Annotated in this window: 18 protein-coding genes; 6 read left to right on the top strand and 12 right to left on the bottom strand. The window is 70.7% G+C overall.

Annotation, left to right across the window (positions count from 1 at the left end; all coding sequences use genetic code 11):
- Positions 1–173: 173 nt before the first annotated feature.
- Positions 174–875, top strand: a complete 702-nt coding sequence (locus tag ACZ4SW_RS18240) for a nucleoside/nucleotide kinase family protein (RefSeq protein ID WP_468244015.1) — start codon at positions 174–176, stop codon at positions 873–875.
- A 183-nt stretch (positions 876–1058) separates the two neighbouring features.
- Here the strand turns inward: ACZ4SW_RS18240 and ACZ4SW_RS18235 are convergent, their stop codons facing one another.
- The 4 genes from ACZ4SW_RS18235 to ACZ4SW_RS18220 form a co-directional block, all read right to left on the bottom strand.
- Entirely contained in the window at positions 1059–2765 is a 1707-nt protein-coding gene (locus tag ACZ4SW_RS18235; RefSeq protein ID WP_468244012.1) for a hypothetical protein, read from the bottom strand.
- A 2-nt stretch (positions 2766–2767) separates the two neighbouring features.
- Positions 2768–3670 carry a carbohydrate ABC transporter permease gene (locus ACZ4SW_RS18230; protein ID WP_468244010.1) on the bottom strand — a complete coding sequence of 301 codons (903 nt, stop codon included), beginning with the start codon at positions 3668–3670 and terminating at the stop codon, positions 2768–2770.
- Positions 3667–4578, bottom strand: a complete 912-nt coding sequence (locus ACZ4SW_RS18225; protein WP_468244008.1) for a carbohydrate ABC transporter permease — start codon at positions 4576–4578, stop codon at positions 3667–3669. Before ACZ4SW_RS18225 ends, ACZ4SW_RS18230 begins: the two co-directional genes overlap by 4 nt.
- Positions 4579–4692: 114 nt before the next feature.
- Entirely contained in the window at positions 4693–6021 is a 1329-nt protein-coding gene (locus ACZ4SW_RS18220) for an extracellular solute-binding protein (RefSeq protein WP_468244005.1), read from the bottom strand.
- A gap of 224 nt (positions 6022–6245) precedes the next feature.
- On the opposite strand from ACZ4SW_RS18220, the gene ACZ4SW_RS18215 reads away from it, so the two are divergent.
- The 3 genes from ACZ4SW_RS18215 to ACZ4SW_RS18205 all read left to right on the top strand — a co-directional run bounded on the left by ACZ4SW_RS18215 (position 6246) and on the right by ACZ4SW_RS18205 (position 10870).
- A complete protein-coding gene (locus ACZ4SW_RS18215) occupies positions 6246–7424 on the top strand; it encodes an ROK family protein (protein WP_468244003.1) in 1179 nt (392 codons plus the stop codon).
- Between the two features lie 103 nt (positions 7425–7527).
- Positions 7528–8631 (top strand): Gfo/Idh/MocA family protein, encoded by a 1104-nt coding sequence (locus ACZ4SW_RS18210; RefSeq protein ID WP_468244001.1) that lies wholly within the window; start codon positions 7528–7530, stop codon positions 8629–8631.
- 310 nt (positions 8632–8941) lie between these two features.
- Positions 8942–10870 (top strand): phosphatase PAP2 family protein, encoded by a 1929-nt coding sequence (locus tag ACZ4SW_RS18205; RefSeq protein ID WP_468243998.1) that lies wholly within the window; start codon positions 8942–8944, stop codon positions 10868–10870.
- 135 nt (positions 10871–11005) lie between these two features.
- On the opposite strand, the gene ACZ4SW_RS18200 is transcribed toward ACZ4SW_RS18205, so the two are convergent.
- Complete coding sequence (locus ACZ4SW_RS18200) at positions 11006–11671, bottom strand: peptidoglycan-binding domain-containing protein (RefSeq protein ID WP_468243996.1); 666 nt, start codon at positions 11669–11671, stop codon at positions 11006–11008.
- Between the two features lie 214 nt (positions 11672–11885).
- Here ACZ4SW_RS18200 and ACZ4SW_RS18195 point away from each other — a divergent pair, with 214 nt between their 5' ends.
- Complete coding sequence (locus ACZ4SW_RS18195) at positions 11886–13064, top strand: permease (RefSeq protein ID WP_468243993.1); 1179 nt, start codon at positions 11886–11888, stop codon at positions 13062–13064.
- Between the two features lie 60 nt (positions 13065–13124).
- On the opposite strand, the gene ACZ4SW_RS18190 is transcribed toward ACZ4SW_RS18195, so the two are convergent.
- The 7 genes from ACZ4SW_RS18190 to ACZ4SW_RS18160 form a co-directional block, all read right to left on the bottom strand.
- On the bottom strand, positions 13125–14297 hold the full coding sequence (locus tag ACZ4SW_RS18190) for an SGNH/GDSL hydrolase family protein (protein WP_468243991.1): 1173 nt from the start codon (positions 14295–14297) through the stop codon (positions 13125–13127).
- A 4-nt stretch (positions 14298–14301) separates the two neighbouring features.
- Entirely contained in the window at positions 14302–14901 is a 600-nt protein-coding gene (locus ACZ4SW_RS18185) for a TetR/AcrR family transcriptional regulator (RefSeq protein ID WP_468243988.1), read from the bottom strand.
- 87 nt (positions 14902–14988) lie between these two features.
- Positions 14989–16320, bottom strand: a complete 1332-nt coding sequence (locus ACZ4SW_RS18180; RefSeq protein WP_468243985.1) for an enolase C-terminal domain-like protein — start codon at positions 16318–16320, stop codon at positions 14989–14991.
- A 47-nt stretch (positions 16321–16367) separates the two neighbouring features.
- On the bottom strand, positions 16368–17705 hold the full coding sequence (locus ACZ4SW_RS18175; protein WP_468243982.1) for a gluconate:H+ symporter: 1338 nt from the start codon (positions 17703–17705) through the stop codon (positions 16368–16370).
- A gap of 152 nt (positions 17706–17857) precedes the next feature.
- A complete protein-coding gene (locus ACZ4SW_RS18170; RefSeq protein ID WP_468243979.1) occupies positions 17858–18628 on the bottom strand; it encodes a sulfite exporter TauE/SafE family protein in 771 nt (256 codons plus the stop codon).
- Positions 18629–18895: 267 nt separating this feature from the next.
- Entirely contained in the window at positions 18896–19282 is a 387-nt protein-coding gene (locus ACZ4SW_RS18165; RefSeq protein WP_468243977.1) for a PPOX class F420-dependent oxidoreductase, read from the bottom strand.
- Positions 19283–19354: 72 nt separating this feature from the next.
- A complete protein-coding gene (locus ACZ4SW_RS18160) occupies positions 19355–19996 on the bottom strand; it encodes an HAD family acid phosphatase (RefSeq protein WP_468243974.1) in 642 nt (213 codons plus the stop codon).
- A gap of 369 nt (positions 19997–20365) precedes the next feature.
- Between ACZ4SW_RS18160 and ACZ4SW_RS18155 the strand changes: the two genes are divergently transcribed.
- Positions 20366–21763, top strand: a complete 1398-nt coding sequence (locus ACZ4SW_RS18155) for a S1 family peptidase (RefSeq protein ID WP_468243972.1) — start codon at positions 20366–20368, stop codon at positions 21761–21763.
- Positions 21764–21866 lie beyond the last annotated feature (103 nt).

Below are 21866 nucleotides of genomic sequence, written 5' to 3'. Positions count from 1 at the left end.
CGACGCGGTGGCCCCTCTGCCGTGGTCCCCGTGCGGCACGACCTGAGCGGGATGCGCCGTGGGTGCTTCTTCCCCGCCGTCACTCACGTACACCGGTGACTCGACAGCCGGCCGGTCCGCGCGACCGGTCGGGTCTCGCGATCCTGCGCGACCTCTGATGCAATGGCGGGACCATGACCTTCGACGACCTTCTCAAGCGGGCCGCGGCCCTGGCCGGCCCCGGCCGCCGCGCGGTCCTCGGCATCACCGGCAGCCCGGGAGCCGGAAAGACGACACTGGCCGAGCACCTGGTCCGGGAGCTGAACGGGGACGGTCCGGCGTGGGTGGCGCACGTCCCCATGGACGGCTTCCACCTGGCCGACGTCGAGCTGGACCGGCTGGGCCGCCGCGACCGCAAGGGCGCGCCCGACACGTTCGACGCGGCGGGGTACGCGGCGCTGCTGCGGCGGCTGCACGAGGAGCACGAGGGCGAGACCGTGTACGCGCCCGGCTTCGAGCGACTCCTGGAGCAGCCGATCGCGGGCGCGATCCCCGTGCCGCCGTCGGCCCGGCTGGTCGTGACCGAGGGCAACTACCTGCTGCTGGGCACGGGGGCGTGGGCCCGTGTGCGGGCGCACCTGGACGAGGTGTGGTTCTGCGACACCGACGAGGCCGAGCGCATCCGGCGGCTGGTGGCCCGGCACGAGGAGTTCGGCAAGGAGCACGACGCGGCGGTGGCGTGGGCGCTGGGCACGGACCAGCGCAACGCGGACCTGATCACGGCGACCCGGAGCCGGGCGGACCTGATCGTTCCGGGATCCGCGATCCCGGCCCCCCGGGAGCTGCCGCCCGTTCCGGAGGCCGAGGCGCGCCCGGAGGCCGAGGCGCACCCGTAGGCCGTTCGCGGCCGAGCGGTACGGCCCTTCGCCGCCCGTCGCGGGCTCATCCGCCGAGTCGCTCCCGCGGTGCGCCGCGGTCGTGTGCCAGGGCGTACGCGCCGTCGGCGCCGTGGTGCACCGCGAACACGTGCGCCGTCGGGGGCCTGGGCCGGGGCGGGAGGCGCGGCGCGCCGGCGGACGTCAGCCGGCCGGCGCGCGCAGTGCGACGCTCAGTGTCTGCGGGCCGTGTCCGCCGACGTAGACACGCTCGCCGGTCGTCGCGTCGGTTCCGCCCAGCAAGGTGTAGTCCTGGCCCGGGTCGTACCGCAGAACGTCGTCCTGGTCCGGTCCCGCAAGCGGTTCCCCGGCGTGGACGTCGACCTCGACGCGGATCTCACCGTCGCCCACCCGGTAGGTCATCGGTCCGCTGGTGAGACACCAGCGTCCCTCGCCGATCGGTACGGCGCCGTGCAGTTCACCTCCGGGCCGGAAGGTCAGTTCCAGGGCCCACGGCACCCGCGGTCCGCGGATGTCGATCCGCAGGTCGGCTCCGTCTTCCCGAAGGTCCACGTCGATGCCGGTCGTCAGCGCCACCTCGTCCCGCGGCCGGTCGGGGAAGGCCATCGCGGCCGAGAAACGTCCCTCGTCCGTCATCCCGTAGGCGCCGTCCGATCGCCGCTCGCCCGGCGGGAGCGGCTGGTAGTAGGCGGCCGTCAGGGTTTCGGTGAGCCGGTACCGGCCGTCGGCGAGCCGTTGCATGCCCGTGGCACGGAACGGGCCCATGTCGAAGAATCCCCGTGAGAGCCGGACCGCGTCGAGGATCGCGTCGCCCGCGAACAGCCGCAGGAAGGTCGGATTGTTGGCGAGGCCCGAGCGGATGCGCCGGTGCTCGGGCACGTCCGAGCCGCCGTACACCACGGTGTGCGCGGCCGCGGAGGCGTGTGAGGCGAGACGCGCGGTGGTGATGTACCGGTCACGGGGAAGTGTTTCCGGCGCGGTTTCCGGCAGGGCGCGGCACAGGTCCGGGGTGAGGAGGGTTTCGGCGAGCAGGTTGGGGTCGTCGATGCCGCGGGCCGCCGCGAGCCGGGCAGCTCGGCTGAAGTCGCCCCGGCCGGTACGGATCGCGAGCAGCCGGTACTGCGGCAGGTAGGGCGCCAGCGAGAACGGTTGGTTCTGGTCCTGTCGCCGCGAGTGGACGGTTTCCACCGTGCCGTCCGGTCGGATGAGGTCCAGGGTCGTGGCGAGGTTGCGTTCGACGGCGTCCTGGAGGTCGGTGCGGCCGACGGTGTCGGCCAGCAGCAGCAGCGACGGGTTGGACACGTGGGCCGCGTAGTTGGCGCTGCGCTCCGAGTACAGGCCTTCCGCATCGATGTCGACGCCCTCGGCGAGCCAGGCGTCGATGCGGTCGAGCAGCCGGCCGTCCGGGAACGACCGGTGCATCCGGGCCAGCGCCGCGCACAGTTCCCAGCGGTGGTTCGGGGTGTGGACTCCGCCTGTCCGGAGGCTTTCGGAGGCCGCGTGAGCGATTTCGGCGAGCGTGGCCGTGGCCTCCCGCAGTTCAGGCCCCGCGCCGGCGGCGAGGACGTGTGCGTCGCACACGTCGTTGATGGTGAACGCGGAATCCGGCGGTGACTGCACGTTGTCGCCGCCCGCGAAGAGGCCGGAGGGGGTCTGCACGGCGCGGAGGGCGCGGAGGTGGGTCATCGCGGCGGCGAGCGCCCGACTGCTGCCGTGCAGCGCCGAGTTCTGCGAACGGTACGCCGCGAGCAGTGTCTTCGCCCGGCGCGCCAGACCGCGATGGGCCACACCGGTCGGCTCTTCGTCCGGGCGGTCCGCCAGCGGGACGGCCAGCCGGTCGGCGGCGCGGGCCACCGCGCTGACGAACTCGCGGTCGAGCGTGATCTGCACTGTCAGTCCTTCAGTCCGGCATTGATGTCGGCGCCCATGACGTAGCGCTGGAAGACCAGGAAGATGACGATCAGAGGGATCATGGAGATGACCGATGCGCCGAGCAGCACCGACCAGTTGATGTTCTGCGCTCCGACGATGCTCTGGATGCCGATCTGCACGGTGAACTTGCTGGGGTCGTTGAGCATCAGAAGCGGCCAGATGTAGTCGTTCCACCGCCACTGGAACGACAGGATGGCGAGGGTCAGCATGATGGGCCGGGAGAGCGGCACCATGATCCGGAGGAAGATCGACAGCTCACGCGCGCCGTCGATACGGGCGGCTTCGACGAGTTCGTCGGGCACCGTGAGGAAGAACTGGCGGAACATGAAGCATCCGGTCGCGGTGAGCACGGCCGGGAAGATGATGCCGGCGAACGAGTTGTAGAGGCCGAGGTTGCGGACCACCAGGAACTCGGGGGCGAGCATGACCTCGCCCGGCAGCATCGTGGTGGCCAGGATGCAGACGAAGAACACCTTGAGCCACTTGTTGTCGTACTTGGCCAGCGCGTACCCGGTGCAGCAGCTCACTCCCACCGTGAGGATCGTCGTGATCACGCACACGATGGTCGTGTTGATGAAGTACTGGGAGAAGTTGGCACTGCGCCACGCCGTCAGGTAGCCCGACAGGGTGGGGTGGTGCGGAACCAGCGTCAGCGGATAGGAGAACAGGTCGCTGGCCGGCTTGAGGGAACTGAGGATGAACCAGAGCACCGGCAGCCCGTAGAGGCACGCGAGGATCCACAGCAGTGCCGTCGCGGACACCGCCTGCCGGATCCCACCGCTTGCCGCGCCGCCGAGCCGCTTCTTGGAAACGGCCCGTCCGGGATCGGCGTCGACCTTACGAGGCATGTCTGTGGTTGTCATCGGTTCTCCACCCGCCGGTTGACGATCAGCTGGATGATCGCGACGGCCATCAGGATGAGCATGAGCACGAACGACGCGGCGCTCGCGTAGCCGATCTGGCCCCGTTGGAAGCCGGTCTGGTAGATGTACTGGACCAGCAGGTTGTTCGACGTTCCGGGTCCGCCGTTGTTGAGGGCGACGAACACCGGGTATTCCTTCATCGCGTTGATCGTGTTGAGCAGGATGACGATGAACGAGGTGGGTGCGATGCTCGGCAGTGTGATGCTGAAGAACTGGCGCCATGGTCCGGCGCCGTCGAGCGAGGCCGCCTCGTAGTACGACACCGGTACGTTCTTGATCGCCGCGATGAACAGCAGCATCGTGAAACCCGTCCACATCCAGGCCGCCGCCATCACCACCACCAGCAGCGACAGGTCCGCGTTCGACTGCCACGGAACGGCACCGCCGCCGAACTTCTCGATGACGTAGTTGACCAGTCCGAAGTTCTCACCGAACAGCCATCGCCACAGGACACCCACGACGATGGGCGACAGAAGCCATGGGATGAAGAAGATGACGCGCGCAACCGACGTGCCCTTGGCATGCTTGTTCACCACCAGGTTGGCGGCGAGCAGCGAGACCGCGAAGTTCAGCGGTACGAAGAGCACCGTGTACAGCAGCGTCCGGGTCAGCGCGTCGTAGAAGGTGGAGTCCCCGAACAGGTTCCGGTAGTTGTCCAGCCCGATGAACTGGAACGCGCCCACACCCGTGTAGTTCGTGAAGGAGTAGACGAGCCCGATCACCGCAGGCCACACGAAGAACAGCGCGAAGAGCACGACGTTGGCCGCGATGAGGACGAGCGGCGCGACGGTGTAGCTGCTGCGTCTCCTGGGCGGGCTCGTGGACACGTCCGAGGCGCGTTTGGTCATCTTCCTGACTCCGTGCTGGTGGAATGGGTTCCTGCGGGCTCACGCCGTGAGCCCGGCATCACGTGCGCGCGAGGCCGGGAGGCGGTGTCTCGACCCGCCGCCCGGCCCGTCGGCCTACGATGCGCCGCCGACCTGCTGGTTGTAGCCGGCCACGATGTTGTCCAGGGCCTTGTCGACCGGCTCCTGGCCGTTGATCGCCTTGCCGAGCTCCGTCTTGGTCGGGTCGGTGGTGATGCTCTTGCCCTTCAGCACCCACTCCGTCTGCGCGTTGTTGAAGTAACCCGAGATCGGGGCGTAGAGCGGGATCTCCTCGTTGTACAGCTTGAACGCCGCCTGCGCCGCCTCGGAGGTGAAGGGGTACTTCGGGTTCAGACCGTTCTCGACCGGCAGGAACCCGGAGGCCTCACACAGCTCGCGGTAGTGGTCCGGTGCGTAGACCCAGGTCAGGAACTTCTGAGCGGCGGTGGCCGCAGCGCCGTTGTTGTTGAAGCCCACCATCATGCCGCCGGCGTTGACGTCGCTGGCCTGCACCGGCTCAGCGGGAGTCGGGACGCTCGCCCAGTCGAACTTCTTGATGCTGTCGGCGAAGGCGGCGACCTGCCACACGCCGGACCAGTAGGCGACCACGTCACCGCTCTGGAACATGGCGGACGGGTCGGCGCCGCTGGTCCACACCGACTTCGGCATGGTCTTGTCGTCGTTCCATCCGACGAAGGTCTTCACGGCCTTCCTGGTCGCGTCGTCCACCGAGAACTTGCCGGAGGAGTCCGCGTGGACGTACTTGCCGCCCATCTCGTACACCATGGCGCGAAGCCGGGACGGCGACTGGTCGAACGCCAGGGAGTACTTGGCGCCGGTCTTCTCCCGGACCTTGTTCGCCGCCGCGATGAAGTCGGTCCAGGTCCAGGTCTTCTGGGGCGAGGTCGGGAAGGAGACGCCGGCCTTCTTGAACAGCGACTCGTTGATGAACAGGCCGGACGCGGTGACATCCGAGGGGATGGACAACACCTTCCCGGACGAATCCTTGGCGAGGAAGTTGGCGTTGATGTTGTAGCTCTTGTTGTCGGCAATGGACTTGAGGTCGATCAGCTTGTTCGACCAGATCGGGTCCAGCGACGGCACGGCCGCCACGTCGGGCAGGGAGTTCGCCTGCGCGGCGTTGTGCAGCTTCGTCGTGTAGCCGTCGTAGGGGATGTTGACGAGCTTGACGTCGACGCCGGCTTCCTTCTTGTACTGCGCCACCAGCTTCTTCCAGCCCGCGTCCTGCCCCGGAACCGTGGAGATCCAGAACGTCAGCGACTTGGAGTTCCCGCCCGAGCCGGACCCGGACCCGCAGGCGGAGAGCAGAAGGGCACCTGCCGCGGCCACGGCAGCGAGGGGAATCACGCGGCGTATGCCGCCGCGGCCGAGTCGGCGGGAGCGCCGCACACCCACACTGGTCATCTTCGATCCCTTTTCGTCGTAGCGGACGGAGCACGCCACCGGCCGCTGGCAGTAGCAGGTTCCCGTTTCCTATCACTGTGATTGAATACCCACAAGGGTTGGCGCCATCTCATTTGCACATCTGGCGCTCTTGTCGCGCAGCGGGGGGCTGATAGTCTCCGGGCCAAAGCCGAGAAACGAGCGGACGAGACTTATCCTCAGTCCGATGGCTATTGGGGAGGGTTGTGAAACGACGGGCGCCGCGCACCGCGACAACTCGGCACGTCACCGAGATCAACCGGACCGCGATCCTGGACGTACTCCGCGAGCACGGACCACTGTCTCGACGTGACATCCAGGAGCGCACCGGGCTCGGCTCGGCCACCATCGAACGCCTGTGCTCGGCGCTCATAGAGGAAGGCTCGGTCGAACTCGCGGGACAGGTACGCTCCTCAGTCGGCCGGCCCTCGACGCTGCTGCGCTTCGCGTCGTCGGCCCGCGCGATCGTCGCTGTCGACGTCACCGAGTACACGGCACGGGGACGCGTGGTCAACCTGGGCGGAACCACGCTGTACGAGGAGAGCCACACCTTCGATCTCGACGGCCGGGACGCAGGCGCCGCCCGCATCAACGGGCTGCTGCACCTCGTCGACCGGCTGACCTCCCCGCAGACGGGAGTGACAGCGCCGATCGTCGCCATCGGCATCACGGTTCCCGGCATCGTGCACGCGGGGGTGGTGTCGAAGGCGGTCGAACTCGACTGGCAGGAAGTGCCGCTCGCCGACATCGTCTCGGCACGGTGCGGTCTGCCGATCCACATCGAGAACGACGCCAACGCGACCGCCTACGGCGAGTGGACCGGCGGAGCCCTCGCGAACGCACAGAGTGCCGTCGCGCTCGTGCTGGGCGCCAGACTGAGCGCCGGGATAATCAACGAGGGACATCTCTACCGCGGGCACCGGTCGGCCGCGGGTGAGATCGGCTTCCTGCTGACCTCCAGCGCATCGTTCGCCCGCTACTTCACGGAACAGGGCGACGTCGAGTCGACCCTGGCGGCGCAGGTGCTTCCGTTCGCCGCCCGGGAGGGCCTGCACGGCAAGCGCATCGGTCCGGCGTTCCGCGCGATGATGGCCTGCTGCCGGGAGGGCGACAGCGAGGCCGCGCGGGCCCGCGACGAGTTCTTCGACTCGATCGCCCTCGCCCTCGTCGCCACCTCGGTCGTGCTCTCGCCCCAGGTCATCGTGCTCGCCGGCGCGTTCGCACAGTACAGCGAGGAGTCCGCGGAGCAGCTGACCAGGCGCCTCGTCGGCCGGATCCCCTGGGTGCCGCGGATAGCGGTGAGCGAGCTCGGCTTCGACGCGGCGATCACCGGCGTGAGCGCGCTGACGATCGAACACGCCCGTTCCGCGACGTACCTCGCATGATGCCGTCGGCGTGGGGTGCCCGGACGCCACCGGGAGGGCGCGCCGACGGCAGCGGGACAGCCTTACTTCCTACCACCAGCCGAACCAGGATGGAGCGTGAGTGATGGACGAAATGATACGGATTGCGGTGGTGGGTACCGGCGACGTCGCCATGGATCACGCGGCCGCGCTCACGTCCCCCGGTCCGGTCGCCGCGAAGATCGTGGCTGCGGCGGACACCGACCCGACCCGGCTGGACGCCTTCCTGGCCAAGCACGGGTCGCCGGCCGGCTACGACGACCTCGACGAGTTGCTCGCCCGGTCCCGCCCTGACCTGGTCTATCTGTGCACACCGCCCGGACTCCACCGCGACCAGGCACTGGCCTGCCTGCGCTCCGGGGCCAGCGTGCTGGTGGAGAAGCCACCCGCGCTGTCGTTGCGGGAACTCGACGAGATCGCCGCCGCCGTGGGCGAGCCGCCGTGGTTCGCGACCGTGTTCCAGCACCGTTTCGGCCGGGGCCAGGCCCGGCTCAAGGCCTTGGTGGACTCGGGAGTGCTGGGCCGCCCGCTGCTGGCGGTCTGCCACACCACGTGGTTTCGCGACCAGGCGTACTTCGACGTGCCCTGGCGCGGCCGGTGGGACACCGAGGGCGGCGGCCCCACGATGGGGCTCGGCATCCACCAGATGGACATGATGCTGGACCTGCTCGGCGACTGGACCGAGGTGCGGGCCGTCACCAGGACGCAGGCACGCCGTACGGAGACCGAGGACGTCTCGCTGGCCCATGTGACGTTCTCCAACGGAGCCGTGGCCTCCGTGGTGAACAGCGCCCTCTCGCCGCGGCAGGAGTCGTACCTGCGTTACGACTTCGAGCACGCCACCGTGGAGGTGACGCACCTGTACGGGTACCGGGACGAGGACTGGCGTGTGACGCCGGCACCCGGGCATGACGACGTGCTCGCCGCGTGGCAGGCCGGCCTGACCGGCGCCGGGGACGGGGCGGCCGCGCAGAACTCCCGCAGCGGGCACTGGGCCCAGTTCGCAAAGGTGCTGTCCTCCCTGCGCGACGGCACCCCACCGCCCGTGCCGCTCGAAGAGTCCCGGCGCACTCTCGCACTGGTGGCCGGTATCTACGCGTCCGCCGCGACCGACTGCCCGGTGAAGCCCTCGGACGTCTCTCCCGGTACGCCCTTCTACGACAGCATGGCCGGTCGCCGTGCCGGCTGAGGCCGCACGGTGTCCCGCGACGGACGGGGTCATGGTGTGTCCGCGGCGATACGGTCAGGCCCCCTGAGAGTGCCGCCGGTCGGGGGTCTGCCGGGCCGGCGCGTTCGATTCTGTGAAGCGATCAGGCGCGTTCATGTACAGGACACGTCCCGGTCGCCGAACCCTCGCCGAAGGGACACGGCTCGGCCGTAGATCTTCGCAGGTACGCATGACTTGGCTCAGTTGTCACCACAGACGCACAGAGTCACAGCCGATCGCACCACCCCCCTCCCCCGGCCGCACGGCCGAAGAACTCAAGAGAGGCAGACGCATGCCGTCATCCGCCGGGCACGACCCGACCGGTCGACTCGCCGTGAACAGACGAGGGTTCCTCAAGACCTCCTTCGGCGCCTCGGCCGGTGTCCTGGCCGCACCCACCTTCGCCGGCTGGCTCGCCGCGGCGGACGCCAAGGCCGCCACGGGCCCCGCCGCGTTCGTCGACGACTACAAGAGCAACGTTCCCGCCAACCTCACGCCCGAGACCAACGCGGTCGTCCGCGCCCTCGGCGGCATGAGCACGGTGTGGAAGACGGGTGGCGCCTGGAACACCGGTACCCCGCTGATGCCCGAGGTGCTGCGGGCCAACATGCGCTACTGCGCCCGGATCACGTCCGCGCGCACCGACGCGCAGGCGAAGGAATCCTTCATCTACGACCGCCAGCACCAGAGTTACGCGATGATCGCCGGTCTCGGTCCGCTGGCCGGCCTGTACAAGGCGGGCGCCAAGGCGGTCACGTCGATCACGAGCGCGCCGGACGGCACGCCGCCGGCCAAGATCGACGACGCGGTGCCGGCCGACGCCCCGGCAGGCTCCGCGCTCGGCGCCGGCTCCCACGACTCCGCGCTCGGCAAGGTGGCCGAACTCGTCGACACCGTGCGCGGCCCGTACGCCTCCGGCAACCCGGCCAAGTACGCCTTCCAGTATCCGCGTCCCTGGCGCATGAACGAGGACAGCGAGGTCGTCGACACGGGGAAGACCGACGCGCTGGGCTACCCGGTCTACGAGTCCGACGTCGTCGTCGCCCCGCAACTGCTGCGCCAGCGCAGCACGTCCCCGACCGACGACGGCGGGTTCCCGAGCGGCCACACCAACGCCTTCCACCTGGCCGCACTGGCGTACGCGTACGCGGTCCCGGAGCGCTTCCAGGAGCTGGTGACCCGCGCCCTCGAGCTGAGCCACACCCGGATCATGGCCGGCATGCACTCCACCGTCGATGTGATCGGCGGGCGCATCATGGCCACCGCCCTGGCCGCCGCCACGCTCGCCGACCCGGCCAACGCCGACCTCAAGGCGGCGGCACGCGCCCAGGCCCTCGCCTACTTCCAGGAGAAGACCGGCACGACGGCCGACACGCTCTACGCCTACGCGCACTCGGCGGGCACCGACACCGACCCGTACGCCGACCGGGACGCCAACGCCCGTGCGGTCGGGCCCCGGTTCACCTATGTGCTGACCCGTCACGGACGCCACACCGAGCTGACCGTGCCGAAGGGCGCCGAGGTGCTGCTCGAGACGCGGCTGCCCTACCTGGACGCGGCGCAGCGGCGCGAGGTGCTGCGGACCACCGCGCTGCCCTCCGGATATGTGCTGCTGGACGGCTTCGAGCAGTGGGGACGGCTGAACCTGTTCGCCGCGGCGGACGGTTACGGCTCCTTCGACACGGACGTGCGCGTGACGATGAACGCGGCCGACGGCGGGTTCGGCGCGCACGACAGCTGGCGCAACGACATCGACGGCCGGGGCGGCCTGACCAAGCGCGGCACCGGAACGCTGACCCTGACCGGCGACAACCGGTACACGGGCGGCACCGCGATCGAGGACGGCGCCCTGGTCGCCGCCTCGCGGAGCGCGCTGGGCCACGGTGATGTGCGGGTGACCGGCGGGGCGCTGAAGGTGACGGACGCCGTCCGGGTGCGCGGCTCCTACACGCAGGCGGCCGGGGCGGCCCTGGAGGTGACGCTGCGGCGCGGACACAAAGCGGCCCTGACGGTGGAACGGCGCGTCGTGCTCGACCGCGGCAGCGTACTGACGTTGCACCTGGACGAGGACCGGCCGCCGGCGGCGGGCGCCGTCGTCCCGGTGCTCGCGACCAGGTCGCTGTGCGGGCAGTTCGGGCGCGTCGGCGTGGCGTCGGACGCCTACCGGGCGGTGCCGGTGTACACGGCGGACGGGTTGGCGGTACGGCTCCTGAAGCGGTAGCCGGTAGCCGGACGGTGACGGGCGTGTCGCGCGAGGGGGCACGCGACACGCCCGTACCGCTGTAGCGGTCACGGGAGCGTACGGATCGAGGGTGAGCGGCCGCCGTACGCGGACCCGTGCCCGCTGCCGCACCCGCTACAGCGTGGTGCGGGACTCGAGGTCGCGGCGGGTGTCGTCGCCGTACACGCCGGTCTCGTCGCCGCGGATGCCGTACCAGAGCTGGAAGCGGGCGACGGCGGCGGCGAGCGTGGCGTCGTAACGGCCGTCGGTGGCGCCGTGCTGGTAGACGTCGGGGATGCGCAGCAGGCGTTCCTGCAGTTCGGTCACCTGCGGGCCGCTGTCGCCCTCGCGCAGGGTGCCGGGGCCGTCGGGGTCGGTGCCCGTCCGCTGGGCGGGGGCGCTGGTGACGGGTGCGCGGGGTGGCGGGGCCGCGGCGTGCTGCGAGGTGCCGGACTCCTTGGCGCCGGGGAGCAGGAGCGCGGCGCCGAAGCCGATGAGGGCGGCCGCGGTCACTCCGACCGTGATCGCCGCTCGGCGCAGGGTGAGCCCGTCGTCGACGGGCCGTTCACGGCGGCCCCGGGCGGGCCGTACGGGAGGCAGTTCCTCCGTGGCGTCCTCGGTGGCCGCCGGCGCCGCGTGGACGACGATCTGCTCGTAGCCGGGCTCCAAACGGTGGCTCTCCCCTTCTTGCAGTTCCCTGACCAGTTCGGCCAGCGCCTCGGTGCGGCGGCGGCGCGTGACGTAGGTGGGTTCCAGCACCCGGCGCCGCAGCGGCCGACCCTGCCCGGTCGGTGTCGACACTCCGCTCTCCTTCCGTGCTCGCGGTCTCCCGCCGTCCCCGGGAAGAGATACGTACGCGCATGCCGACCGGTTCACCGGGAACCCACAGTCACCGCGGCGACCGGCGTCCCGTCGGCCCCGGCGACCAGTACTACTCGCGTCCGACACCCTCGCCTCCTATACCCCCTGGGGGTATAGTCACGGTGTCGGACCGTCGGAGAGAAGGGGGCGACGCATGTGGGACGCGATCGGCCGTGCCCTGGCCATCACCGGGTCGATGACCTGGGAGATCACATGGGCGCTGATTCTCGGCTTCACCCTGTCCGCCGTGGTGCAGGCGGTGGTGCGCCGGTCGACGGTGGTGCGGCTGCTGGGTGACGACCGCCCCCGTACGATCGCCCTGGCCACCGGGCTGGGCGCGGCCTCCTCCTCGTGTTCGTACGCCGCCGTGGCGCTCGCCCGCTCACTGTTCCGCAAGGGGGCGAACTTCACGGCGGCGATGGCGTTCGAGATCGCCTCGACCAACCTCGTCATCGAACTCGGTGTGATCCTGGCGCTGTTGATGGGCTGGCAGTTCACCCTCGCCGAGTTCGTGGGCGGTCCGGTGATGATCGTGGTCCTCGCCGTGCTGTTCCGCGTCCTGCTGCGCGAGCGGCTGCTGCGCTCCGCCCGCGAGCAGGCCGAGCGGGGACTGGCGGGCTCGATGGAGGGCCACGCGGCGATGGACATGTCGGTGGGCGGCGAGGGCGGCTTCCTGCGCCGGCTGCTGTCGCGCGCGGGTTTCACCTCCGTGTCGCACATCTTCGTCATGGAGTGGGCGGCGATCCTGCGCGACCTGGTGGCCGGGCTGCTGATCGCGGGCGCGATCGCCGCGTGGGTGCCGGACGAGTTCTGGCGCGCGTTCTTCCTGGCCGGCCATCCGGAGGCGGCCAAGGTGATCGGGCCGCTGGTCGGGCCGCTGGTGGCGATCGCGACGTTCGTCTGCTCGATCGGGAACGTGCCGCTGGCGGTGGTGCTGTGGAAGGGCGGCATCAGCTTCGGCGGCGTGATCGCCTTCATCTATGCGGACCTGCTGATCCTGCCGATCCTGAACATCTACCGGAAGTACTACGGCGCGCGCACCGCCGCCCTCCTCCTCGCCACCTTCTACGCGGCGATGGTGGTCGCCGGATACGTGGTCGAGTTCCTCTTCGGCGGCCTCGGCCTGGTCCCCGGCCAGGCCCGTGCGCGGATCCCCGACGAGGGCGTGAGCTGGAACTACACGACCTGGCTCAACATCGCCTTCCTGCTGCTGGCCGCGACCCTGCTCGTGCGCTTCCTGCGCACCGGCGGCCCGGCCATGCTGCGGATGATGGGCGGGGCGCCCGAGCACGAGGACCACGCCGCGGGGCACGAGGGTCATCACCCTCACTGACCCGCCCCGGTCGGGTGCGAGGGCGGGGCCTGGCATGCTGCCGGGCCCCGTCTCCGTCGGCTACCGGTCTTTGAAGGGGCCGTCGGCCGCGAAGGCCAGCTCGGCGAAGCGTTCGCCGATGCGCAGGTGTGCGGCGGCGTCCGGGTGCAGTGCGTCGGGCAGCGGCAGCTCGGCGGCATCGGTCTCGCCATAGAGGTCGCGGCCGTCGAGATGGTGCAGGTGCGGGTCCTCGACCGCCCGCTGCCGCACGATCCGGGCCAGTTCGTCACGGATGACGGTGAGGGTCAGTCTGCCGTGCGCGACCTCCGCCGGGTCGCCGGCGGCCCGGAAGCGCAGTCGCCCGGTGGCGAGGGCGGAGAAGTCCGGGGCGCTGGGGCCGGGGGTGTTCTCGTGGATGGGGCACAGCAGGGGTGAGACGACCAGCAGCGGTGTGGTGGGGTGACCTTCGCGCAGGATGTCGAGGAAGCCGTGTACCGCGGGCGTGAAGGCGCGCAGCCGCATCAGATCGGTGTTGACGAGATTGATGCCGATCTTGATGCTGATCAGGTCGGCGGGGGTGTCGCGCAGGGCGCGGGCGGTGAACGGGTCGAGCAGCGCGCTGCCGCCCAGACCGAGGTTGACCAGTTCCACGCCGGCGAGGGCGGCGGCGCGGGCGGGCCAGGTGGTGGTCGGGCTCGCGGCGTCGGACCCCTGGCTGATCGAACTGCCGTGGTGCAGCCAGACCTTGCGGCCCCGGTCCGGCAGGGGCTCCACGGGCGCGTCGGTGCGCAGGGCGACGAGTTCGGTGGTCTCGTTGTGCGGAAGCCAGATCTCGACGTCCTTGACGCGCTCGGGCAGGCCGGTGAAGCGGAGGGTGCCGGGCTGCCCGGGCCGGTGCTCGGCGGCCCCGCCGGCCATGTCGACGATCAGGGTGTGGCCGCCGGCCACACTGGCCTGCCCTGCCGGGCGTCCGTCGACGAGCAGGTCGTAGACGCCGTCCGGGCGGGGCGGGGCACCCACGTAGACCCGCTTGGTGGGCAGCGTGTCCAGTTCGACGGCGGTGGCCCGGGAGCGGAAGGCCAGCCGGACGCCGGAGGGTTGCGCCTCGGCCAGGGCGAGTTGCGGGTCGGCGCACTGGGCGCGGTACCGGGCGGGCAGCCGGTGCGGCAGGACACCGTGGGCGGTGCGTTCCAGGTCGAGGGCCCCGCGCACGAGGTCGGGGGTGATCGGTGTGGTGATCCAGTGGGTGTTCATCGCCTCAGCCTGTTGATCGAGAGGTCCGACTGTCCGCGGGCACGGGCCAGTTGCGCAGCAGGGCGTCGAGGCGGTCCAGGATCCATGACCAGGACTCCTGGGAATCGGGGGCGCTGTGGCTGAAGCCTCCGGCCGCCTCCAGGCTGACATAGCCGTGGAAGACACTGCCCAGCAGCCGGACGGCGTGTGTCTGGTCCGGTTCCGTCAGCTCGTAGCCGCGCAGGATCGCGCGCGTCATCTGTGCGTGTCTGCCACCGGCACTGGCGGCCGCCGTCTGCGGGTCGAGCCGGAACCGGGCGGCCGCGTAACGGCCGGGGTGCTCGCGGGCGTAGTCGCGGTAGACGTTCGCGAAGGCCAGCAGGGCGTCCCGGCCGGCCCGGCCGGCCAGGGCCTCGGCGGCCCGGTCGGCGAGTTCGTCCAGGGCCAGCAGGGCGATCCGGGTCTTGAGGTCCTGAGAGCTCCTCAGATGCGAGTAGAGACTCGCGACCTTGACATCGAACCGCCTGGCGAGGGCGGAGACGGTGACCTGGTCGAAGCCGACCTCGTCCGCCAGTTCCGCCCCTGCCCGGACCAGGCGATCCGTGGTCAGCCCTGCGCGCGCCATCGCCTTCCCTTCCACGAGCCTGAAGGGATTATGTATCTTCCTAAAACTATTAGGCAAGCTGTTGTGCGCCGGGCGGCGCTCGGCACGTCAGTCGCGCACCATGCAGGGCCTCTTGCCGTCGAACGTCCAGCCCTGGACGAGGTAGCGCATGCCGGCCGTGTCGTCCCGGTCGGACAGGGCCCTGCTCAGGTAGAGGTCGTGGGCGGCGAGCAGCCGGTCCCGGTCGAGCCGGATCCCCAGACCGGGGGTGTCCGGTACGGCGACCTCCCCTCCGGTGATCCGCGGGGGCTCGGCGGTCAGGCGCTCAAGCCCCTCCTGCCAGATCCAGTGGGTGTCCAGCGCGTTGTACTCGCCGGGGGCTGCGGCTCCGCAGTGGGCCATCATGGCCAGGGAGATGTCGAAGTGATTGTTGGAGTGGCAGCCCCAGGTCAGCCCCGTGGCGTGGCAGAGCTGGGCCACGCGGACCGACCCCTGCATGGTCCAGAAGTGGGGATCGGCGAGCGGGATGGAGACGGACTGCAGCGCCAGCGCGTGGGTGAGCTGACGCCAGTCCGTCGCGACCATGTTGGTGGCGGTGGGCAGCCCGGTGGCCCGGCGGAACTCGGCGAGGACCTCCCGGCCGGAGTAGCCGCCCTCGGCTCCGCAGGGGTCCTCGGCGTAGGCGAGGGTGCCGACGAGGGGCCGGCACAGTGCGACGGCTTCGCGCAGCGACCAGCAGCCGTTCGGGTCGAGCGTGATACGGGCGTCCGGGAAACGGTCCTTCAGGGCGCGCACCGCCGCGACCTCCTCATGGCCCGGCAGGACCCCGCCCTTGAGTTTGAAGTCGCGGAAGCCGTAGAGCTCGTGCGTGGCCTCGGCCTGACGGACGATCGCCTCGGGGGTGAGGGCCTCCTCGTGGCGGATGCGGTACCACTCGGACCGCGCGCCGGGTTCCCGGACGTAGTCCAGGTCGGTCCTGTCGGGGTCGCCGACGTAGAAGAGGTAGCCGAGGAAGCGGACGGAGTCGCGCTGTTTGCCGTCGCCGAGCAGGGCGGCGACGGGCACCTCGAGGTGCTGCCCGAGCAGGTCGAGGAGCGCCGACTCGACGGCGGTGACCGCGTGCACGGTGGTGCGCTGGTCGAAGGTCTGTTCACCGCGTCCGCCCGCGTCCCGGTCGGCGAACCGTTCGCCCATGGCGCGCAGCACGCGCTTGTGGTCGCCGATGCGTGCGCCGACGACGAGCGGCTCGGCCTCGCGCAGGGTCCGGGTGATCCGCTCCCCGCCCGGCACTTCACCGAGCCCGGTACGGCCCTCGGAGTCCTCGATGACGACGACGTTGCGGGTGAAGTACGGGCCGTGGGCGCCGGAGAGGTTGAGCGCCATGGAGTCACGGCCGGCGACCGGGTACACGGAGTAGGAGGTGACGGTGGGCTGGCTCATGCGGGGTACTCCTGGTGCGGGAGGTGGGGGCGGCAGGGGGGCGTGGGTCACACGCCGATGGCGTCCAGGATCGACTCCATGGCCAGGACGCCGCCGAGGCCGAGGATCGCGAGGACCGTCGTGTAGGTGGTGCGTGCCTTGATCGCGTCGATGACGGAGAGGTTGAAGTACTCCTTGAACATCCAGAAGCCCGGGTCGTTCACGTGGGAGAACGCGATCGAACCGCACGAGACGGCGAGCACCATGATCTCCGGGTGCACCCCGCTGCCCGCCAGCAGCGGGAGGGCCACGCCGGACGCGGTGACGACGGCGACGGTCGCCGAGCCGAGGGCCACGCGGAGGATGACCGCGATGAGCCAGGCGAGGATGATCGGCGAGAGGGACCAGCCGTCGGTGGCGTTCTTGATGTAGTCGGAGATGCCGCCGTCGACGAGGACCTGCTTGAACGCGCCGCCCGCGCCGATCACCAGCAGGATCATCGCCATCGCCTGGGCGGCCGACCGGCACGAGGCGCCGACCTCCTCCAGGCTGCGGCCGATCCGCGGGCCGAACACCCAGACCGCGACGCACAGGGTGAGCAGCAGGGCGATGGGCGCGGAGCCGATGAAGGCGATGAAGTGGAGGACGGGGCCGGAGCCGGAGGTCGCCAGGTCGGTCACCGCCGCACCGGCGATCAGCACGACGGGCAGGAGGGCGACCGACAGCGACCACCCCATGCCGGGCATCTCCTCCTCGCTGAAGACGCGGTCGCTGACCAGGCCGGTGGGTATGGACGGGTTCATCCGCCGGACGAACGGCAGGCGGGGCCACACCAGGGCGATCAGCGCACCGGCCGGGACGGCGATGAACAGGCCGTAGAACAGGGTCAGTCCGACCGAGGCGTGGAAGGTCGCCGCGACGGCGGTGGGGCCGGGGTGCGGCGGCAGGAAGCTGTGCATGGTGGACAGGGCGATCGACATCGGCAGGCCGACCCACAGCAGGTTCGCCCGCGTGACCCGTACCAGGGTGAACGCGACGGGCACGATGATGACGAACGCGACCTCGTAGAACATGGTCACGCCGATCAGCATCGCGGTCAGCACCATGGCGAGCTGGACCCAGCGCGGGCCGCAGACGTCGAGCAGCTTTCCGGCGATGCGCTGGGCGGCGCCGGAGTCCCCCATCACCCGCCCGACCATGGCGCCGAGCCCGATGGTGAGCATGGTGTCGCCGATCTGCCCTCCGATGCCGTCGGAGAGGACGTCGGGGATCTTCTCCAGCGGAATGCCCCGGACGAGGGCGACACCCACCGCCACCAGCAACAGGGCGGCGAAGCCGTTGAGTCTGAACTTCGTCATCAGCAGGAGCAGGACCAGCACGCTGATCGCTACGACAACAAGTGGCATGGGTCAGTTCCCCTTTGAACCGCGCGGTCGCCTATCTGAACGACATCCGCATACAAAGACGTCGTCTACACATGAGGATGGAGGCTAGAGTTGTGGACCACGCAGGTCAATGGGTGTGCGCACAGGGAATCTGACGAGGGGAAGGATCTGACCTACCGTCCGCTCGCCTGGTGCCAGAGGGAGAAGGCCAGGCCGAGGCCCGCCAGGGCGATGGCGATCCGCAGCGGGGCCTCGGGCAGACGCCGTACGATCACCGGGCCCACCCGGCTGCCGACGAGACACCCGAGGCCGAGCGCGGTCGCGGCCGTCCAGTCGACCGGGGCCAGGAAGGCGTAGGCGACCGCGGCGGTGACGTTGGCCGCGCCCGTGGCGATGTTCTTGACGGCGTTGGTCACCGGCAGAGGCTCGCTCGCGGACAGCGACAGCACGGCCAGCATCAACACGCCCGCCGCGGCACCGAAGTAGCCGCCGTAGAGCCCCACCACCAGGACTGCGCACGCCAGTGGCAGCTTCGCACGGAGGCCGTCACCCCGGGGCGGACGCTGCGCCACCAGCCGGCGCAGCGGCTCGCGGGCCAGGATGAGCACGGACCCGAGGGCGATGAGCCAGGGCACGACACGCTCGAACGCCGAGGACGGGGTGCCCAGGAGCAGGGCCGCTCCGGCCGAGCCCCCGGCCGCCGCGAGCAGGGCGAGCCGCACCAGGCGGCGGCGCTGGCCGCGCAGCTCCTCCCGGGAGCCGACGGCGGTCCCCACCGTGTTCGAGAACAGCGCCACGGTGTTGGTCACGTTGGCGGCCACCGGGGGGAGCCCGGCGGCCAGCAGCGCGGGGTAGCTGAACAGCGAGGCCAGGCCGGCGATCGAACCGGCGAGGCCGGAGGCGACGCCCGCCCCGGCGAGCAGCACGACGGAGCCGACGTCCACAGGCACTCCCTCTCAGGATCGACGCCGCCCATACTCCCCTCACACCGTCTCGTATCCAAGATGATGTCTACATAGGGAGACAGCGAGGGTGGTGCGCAGAGCCGACGACGGGCTGCGGCGGCTTCGAACCGGACGTCGGCCTGCACGACGTCCACGGCCGGCCGAGGACACCAGACGGGACCGGGCAGCACCGGCGACCGGTTCCGGGCACACGCGGGCACGGCTCGCGCCTTCGGCCGCCTGCGGGCGGACGGTGCCCTGGCCGTGCTACGCGTGAGCCGGCGTCACCCGTATGCCGACCGTGCCCTTCTCGCCGCGGCGCAGCCGGCTGCCGAGGAGGGTGAGTCGTCCGACGAGGCCGTACTTGCGGGCGATCAGTTGCCAGTAGCGGGCGGTGGTGGCCGCATCGCAGATCTCGGCGGTCGCGGGGACCTGCTCGCCGGTCGGGTTGCCGCGCAGGTCGCAGGGGCCGACGAGGACGTCGGGGCGCACCCGGATCCGCTTCACCTTCCAGGAGTCGGCGGCGGTCCACACGCCGAGCGCGTCACCGTCCCGGACCACCCACACCGGGGTGGGGACCGCGGTGCCGTTCCGGCGGTAGCTGGTGATCAACAGATACTTGCCCGTGGCGAGCCGATCCGGGAGCGCGTCCATGAGCGGGAAGTCTAGGCGCTCGGAGGGGGCGCCGTACGGGCGGTACGGCGCCCTCCGGCCGGGAAGGCGCCGTCAGGACAACGTGCCGTCGTAGTCGGGCAGCTTGAACGTGCGCTCGGCGTGCCCGCCGACCAGGTCGGAGTCGTTGTTGCCGACGTTCGCGATGATGGTGTAGCCCTGCGCCTCGAGCTGCGCGCGCTTGCTCGTCTTGTACGCGCTCACCTCGTCGAACAGGTCCGGCAGATCCCGCACGGAGAGGCCGTCGACCGGGTACCCCACCGTCGTCAGGTTCCACTTCGTCTCGGACTCGATGATGCCGGGGCGCGCGGTGATGAAGAAGACCGACACCCCCCGGGACTTGGCGTACTTCGCCAGCTCCAGGGACGGCTGGACCGCCGGGGTGGGCAGCTCGTACCAGGGGTGGAAGTACGTCTCCAGCGTGGTGTTGTCGATGTCGAAGACGATCGCGAGCTTCTGCCCGGCCGCGTTCGCGGTGCGCTGCCGGACGTAAGGCAGCGCCTGGTCGACGACCGCCTTCACATCGGCCTGCCAGGTGGCGTAGTCGACACCCGAGGTCTGCGCCGCCACAGCGCTCACAGCGGTTGCCGCGGGAGCCGCGGAGGCGGTCCCCGCGGCGGTCACCGTGCCGCCGATGCCCAGTGCCACGACCGCCGACACCGCGCCGAACCGGCGCACCGCACCACGTCTGTTCATGCCCGTCCCTTCCCTCACGTCCACATCGCGTCCGTGCGGCGATGGCGTCTCGCCCACTGCCGCGCCCGACATGTTCACGCCCCATGATGGACGCCAGGCCACAGAAGAGTTACTGACGGGTAGACAGTTACTCCCGAGTAGCGGGAGATTGGCGTGACGTCACCGGTGGCGTGGGACGCCTCGCTCCGCGCCGTGTGCGGGATGCGGCGGCGCCTCGCCGCGGCGCCGCTCCTCGGCCCGTCCGACGGCATGACTGCGACATCGCGTCGGTGAACATCCGGGCACGTGCGCACGTATGGACTGAGGGCACCCGACGGCCGGAGTGCCCCGCGGTGGTGACGCCGTGCTGTTCGGGTTCGGGAGCCATGGATGAGGCATGCACGACGACGGATCGTCCGGCGGGGGACGCAGATCGCGGCCGTCGGCGGACTGCTCCTGGGCGGTCTGATGGTCACCCAGGCCCTGGCGAGTGAACCGTCCGGCGCACAGACCCCTTACAGCACGGGCACGTCCGCCATGACCGCCTCACAGACGGGCTCTCAACTGGTGTCCCGGCTCGGCACCTCGCGGACGGCGGGGAGTTGGGTCGCCTCGGACGGGAAGCCGGTCGTGGCCGTGACCGACAGGGCCGCGGCGAACGCGGTGACGGCCGCCGGCGCCCGGGCCAAGATGGTGCGGCACAGCATGGACCAGCTCAAGTCGGCCACGAAGACGCTGAGTTCCGCTCCCAGGGTGGCGGGCACCGCCTGGTCCGTGGACTACCGGACCAACCAGGTGGTGGTGCAGGCCGACCGCACCGTCTCCGCGTCCGACTGGTCCCGTATGACGAAACTCGCCCACGGCATCGGCGACTTCGTCCGGATGGAGCGCACCCAGGGACGGTTCACGACCCGCGTGGCCGGGGCCCAGCCGATCTTCTCGACCAGCGGCCGCTGTTCCGCGGGGTTCAACGTGACCAACGGGCAGGGTGAGTTCATCCTCACCGCCGGGCACTGCGGGCCGGGCGGCACGCTCTGGTTCTCCGACAACACCGGCCGCACCGAGCTGGGCCGGACGGTCACCTCACAGTTCCCCGGGGACGGCGACTTCTCCCTCATCCGGTACGAGAACGGGCAGGCGACACCCGGGGTGAACGTCGTGGCGATCGGGGGCGGGCGTGGCGTGAGCATCACGGCGGCCGGGGACCCGGTGGTCGGGCAGAAGGTGTTCCGCAGCGGCAGCACCAGCGGTCTGCACGACGGCGAGGTCACCGCGCTGAACGCCACGGTCAACTACCCGGAGGGCTCGGTCACCGGTCTCATCCAGACCACGGTGTGCGCGGAACCGGGCGACAGCGGCGGCCCGTTGTTCTCCGAGGGCATCGCGCTCGGGGTGACCTCGGGCGGCAGCGGGGACTGCCAGACGGGCGGTACGACGTTCTTCCAGCCGGTGACGAGGGCGATGGCCACGCTGGGGGTGCAGCTGACGGGGCAGGCGTCGGGCGCCGGGACGTCCGCCGCTCCCGCGCCGGCCGCCTCGGCGTCCCAGGGTGCGGCGATCGCGCCCGGGTCGACGGCACCCGGTTCCGCGGCTCCGGGAGCGGTCCAGGAGGTCGGCACCGCCGGGACGGCGGACGGATTCGTCTCCCGGCTCACCGACCCGCGCAACGTCGGGCCGGGCCTGCTGGTCATCGCGGGCAGCCTGGTCGCCCTGGTCGCCACGCGCTACATCCGGTCGGAACAGGAACGCAACGCCTACCGCCGGGCGTATTCGGGGACCTGGGGCTGAGCGGTCCGCGGGGTGCCGTCCCCTCGGGGTGGAACGGTGCCCGAGGGGTCCGGGCCACCGCGGGTACGCCGAGCCGGCCGCTGTCGGCGGCGGTCAGGACTCA

Source organism: Streptomyces sp. NPDC028331, assembly GCF_055565775.1.
The sequence above is the reverse complement of the archived record's forward strand: the minus strand, read 5'-3'. Positions and strand labels throughout refer to the sequence as shown.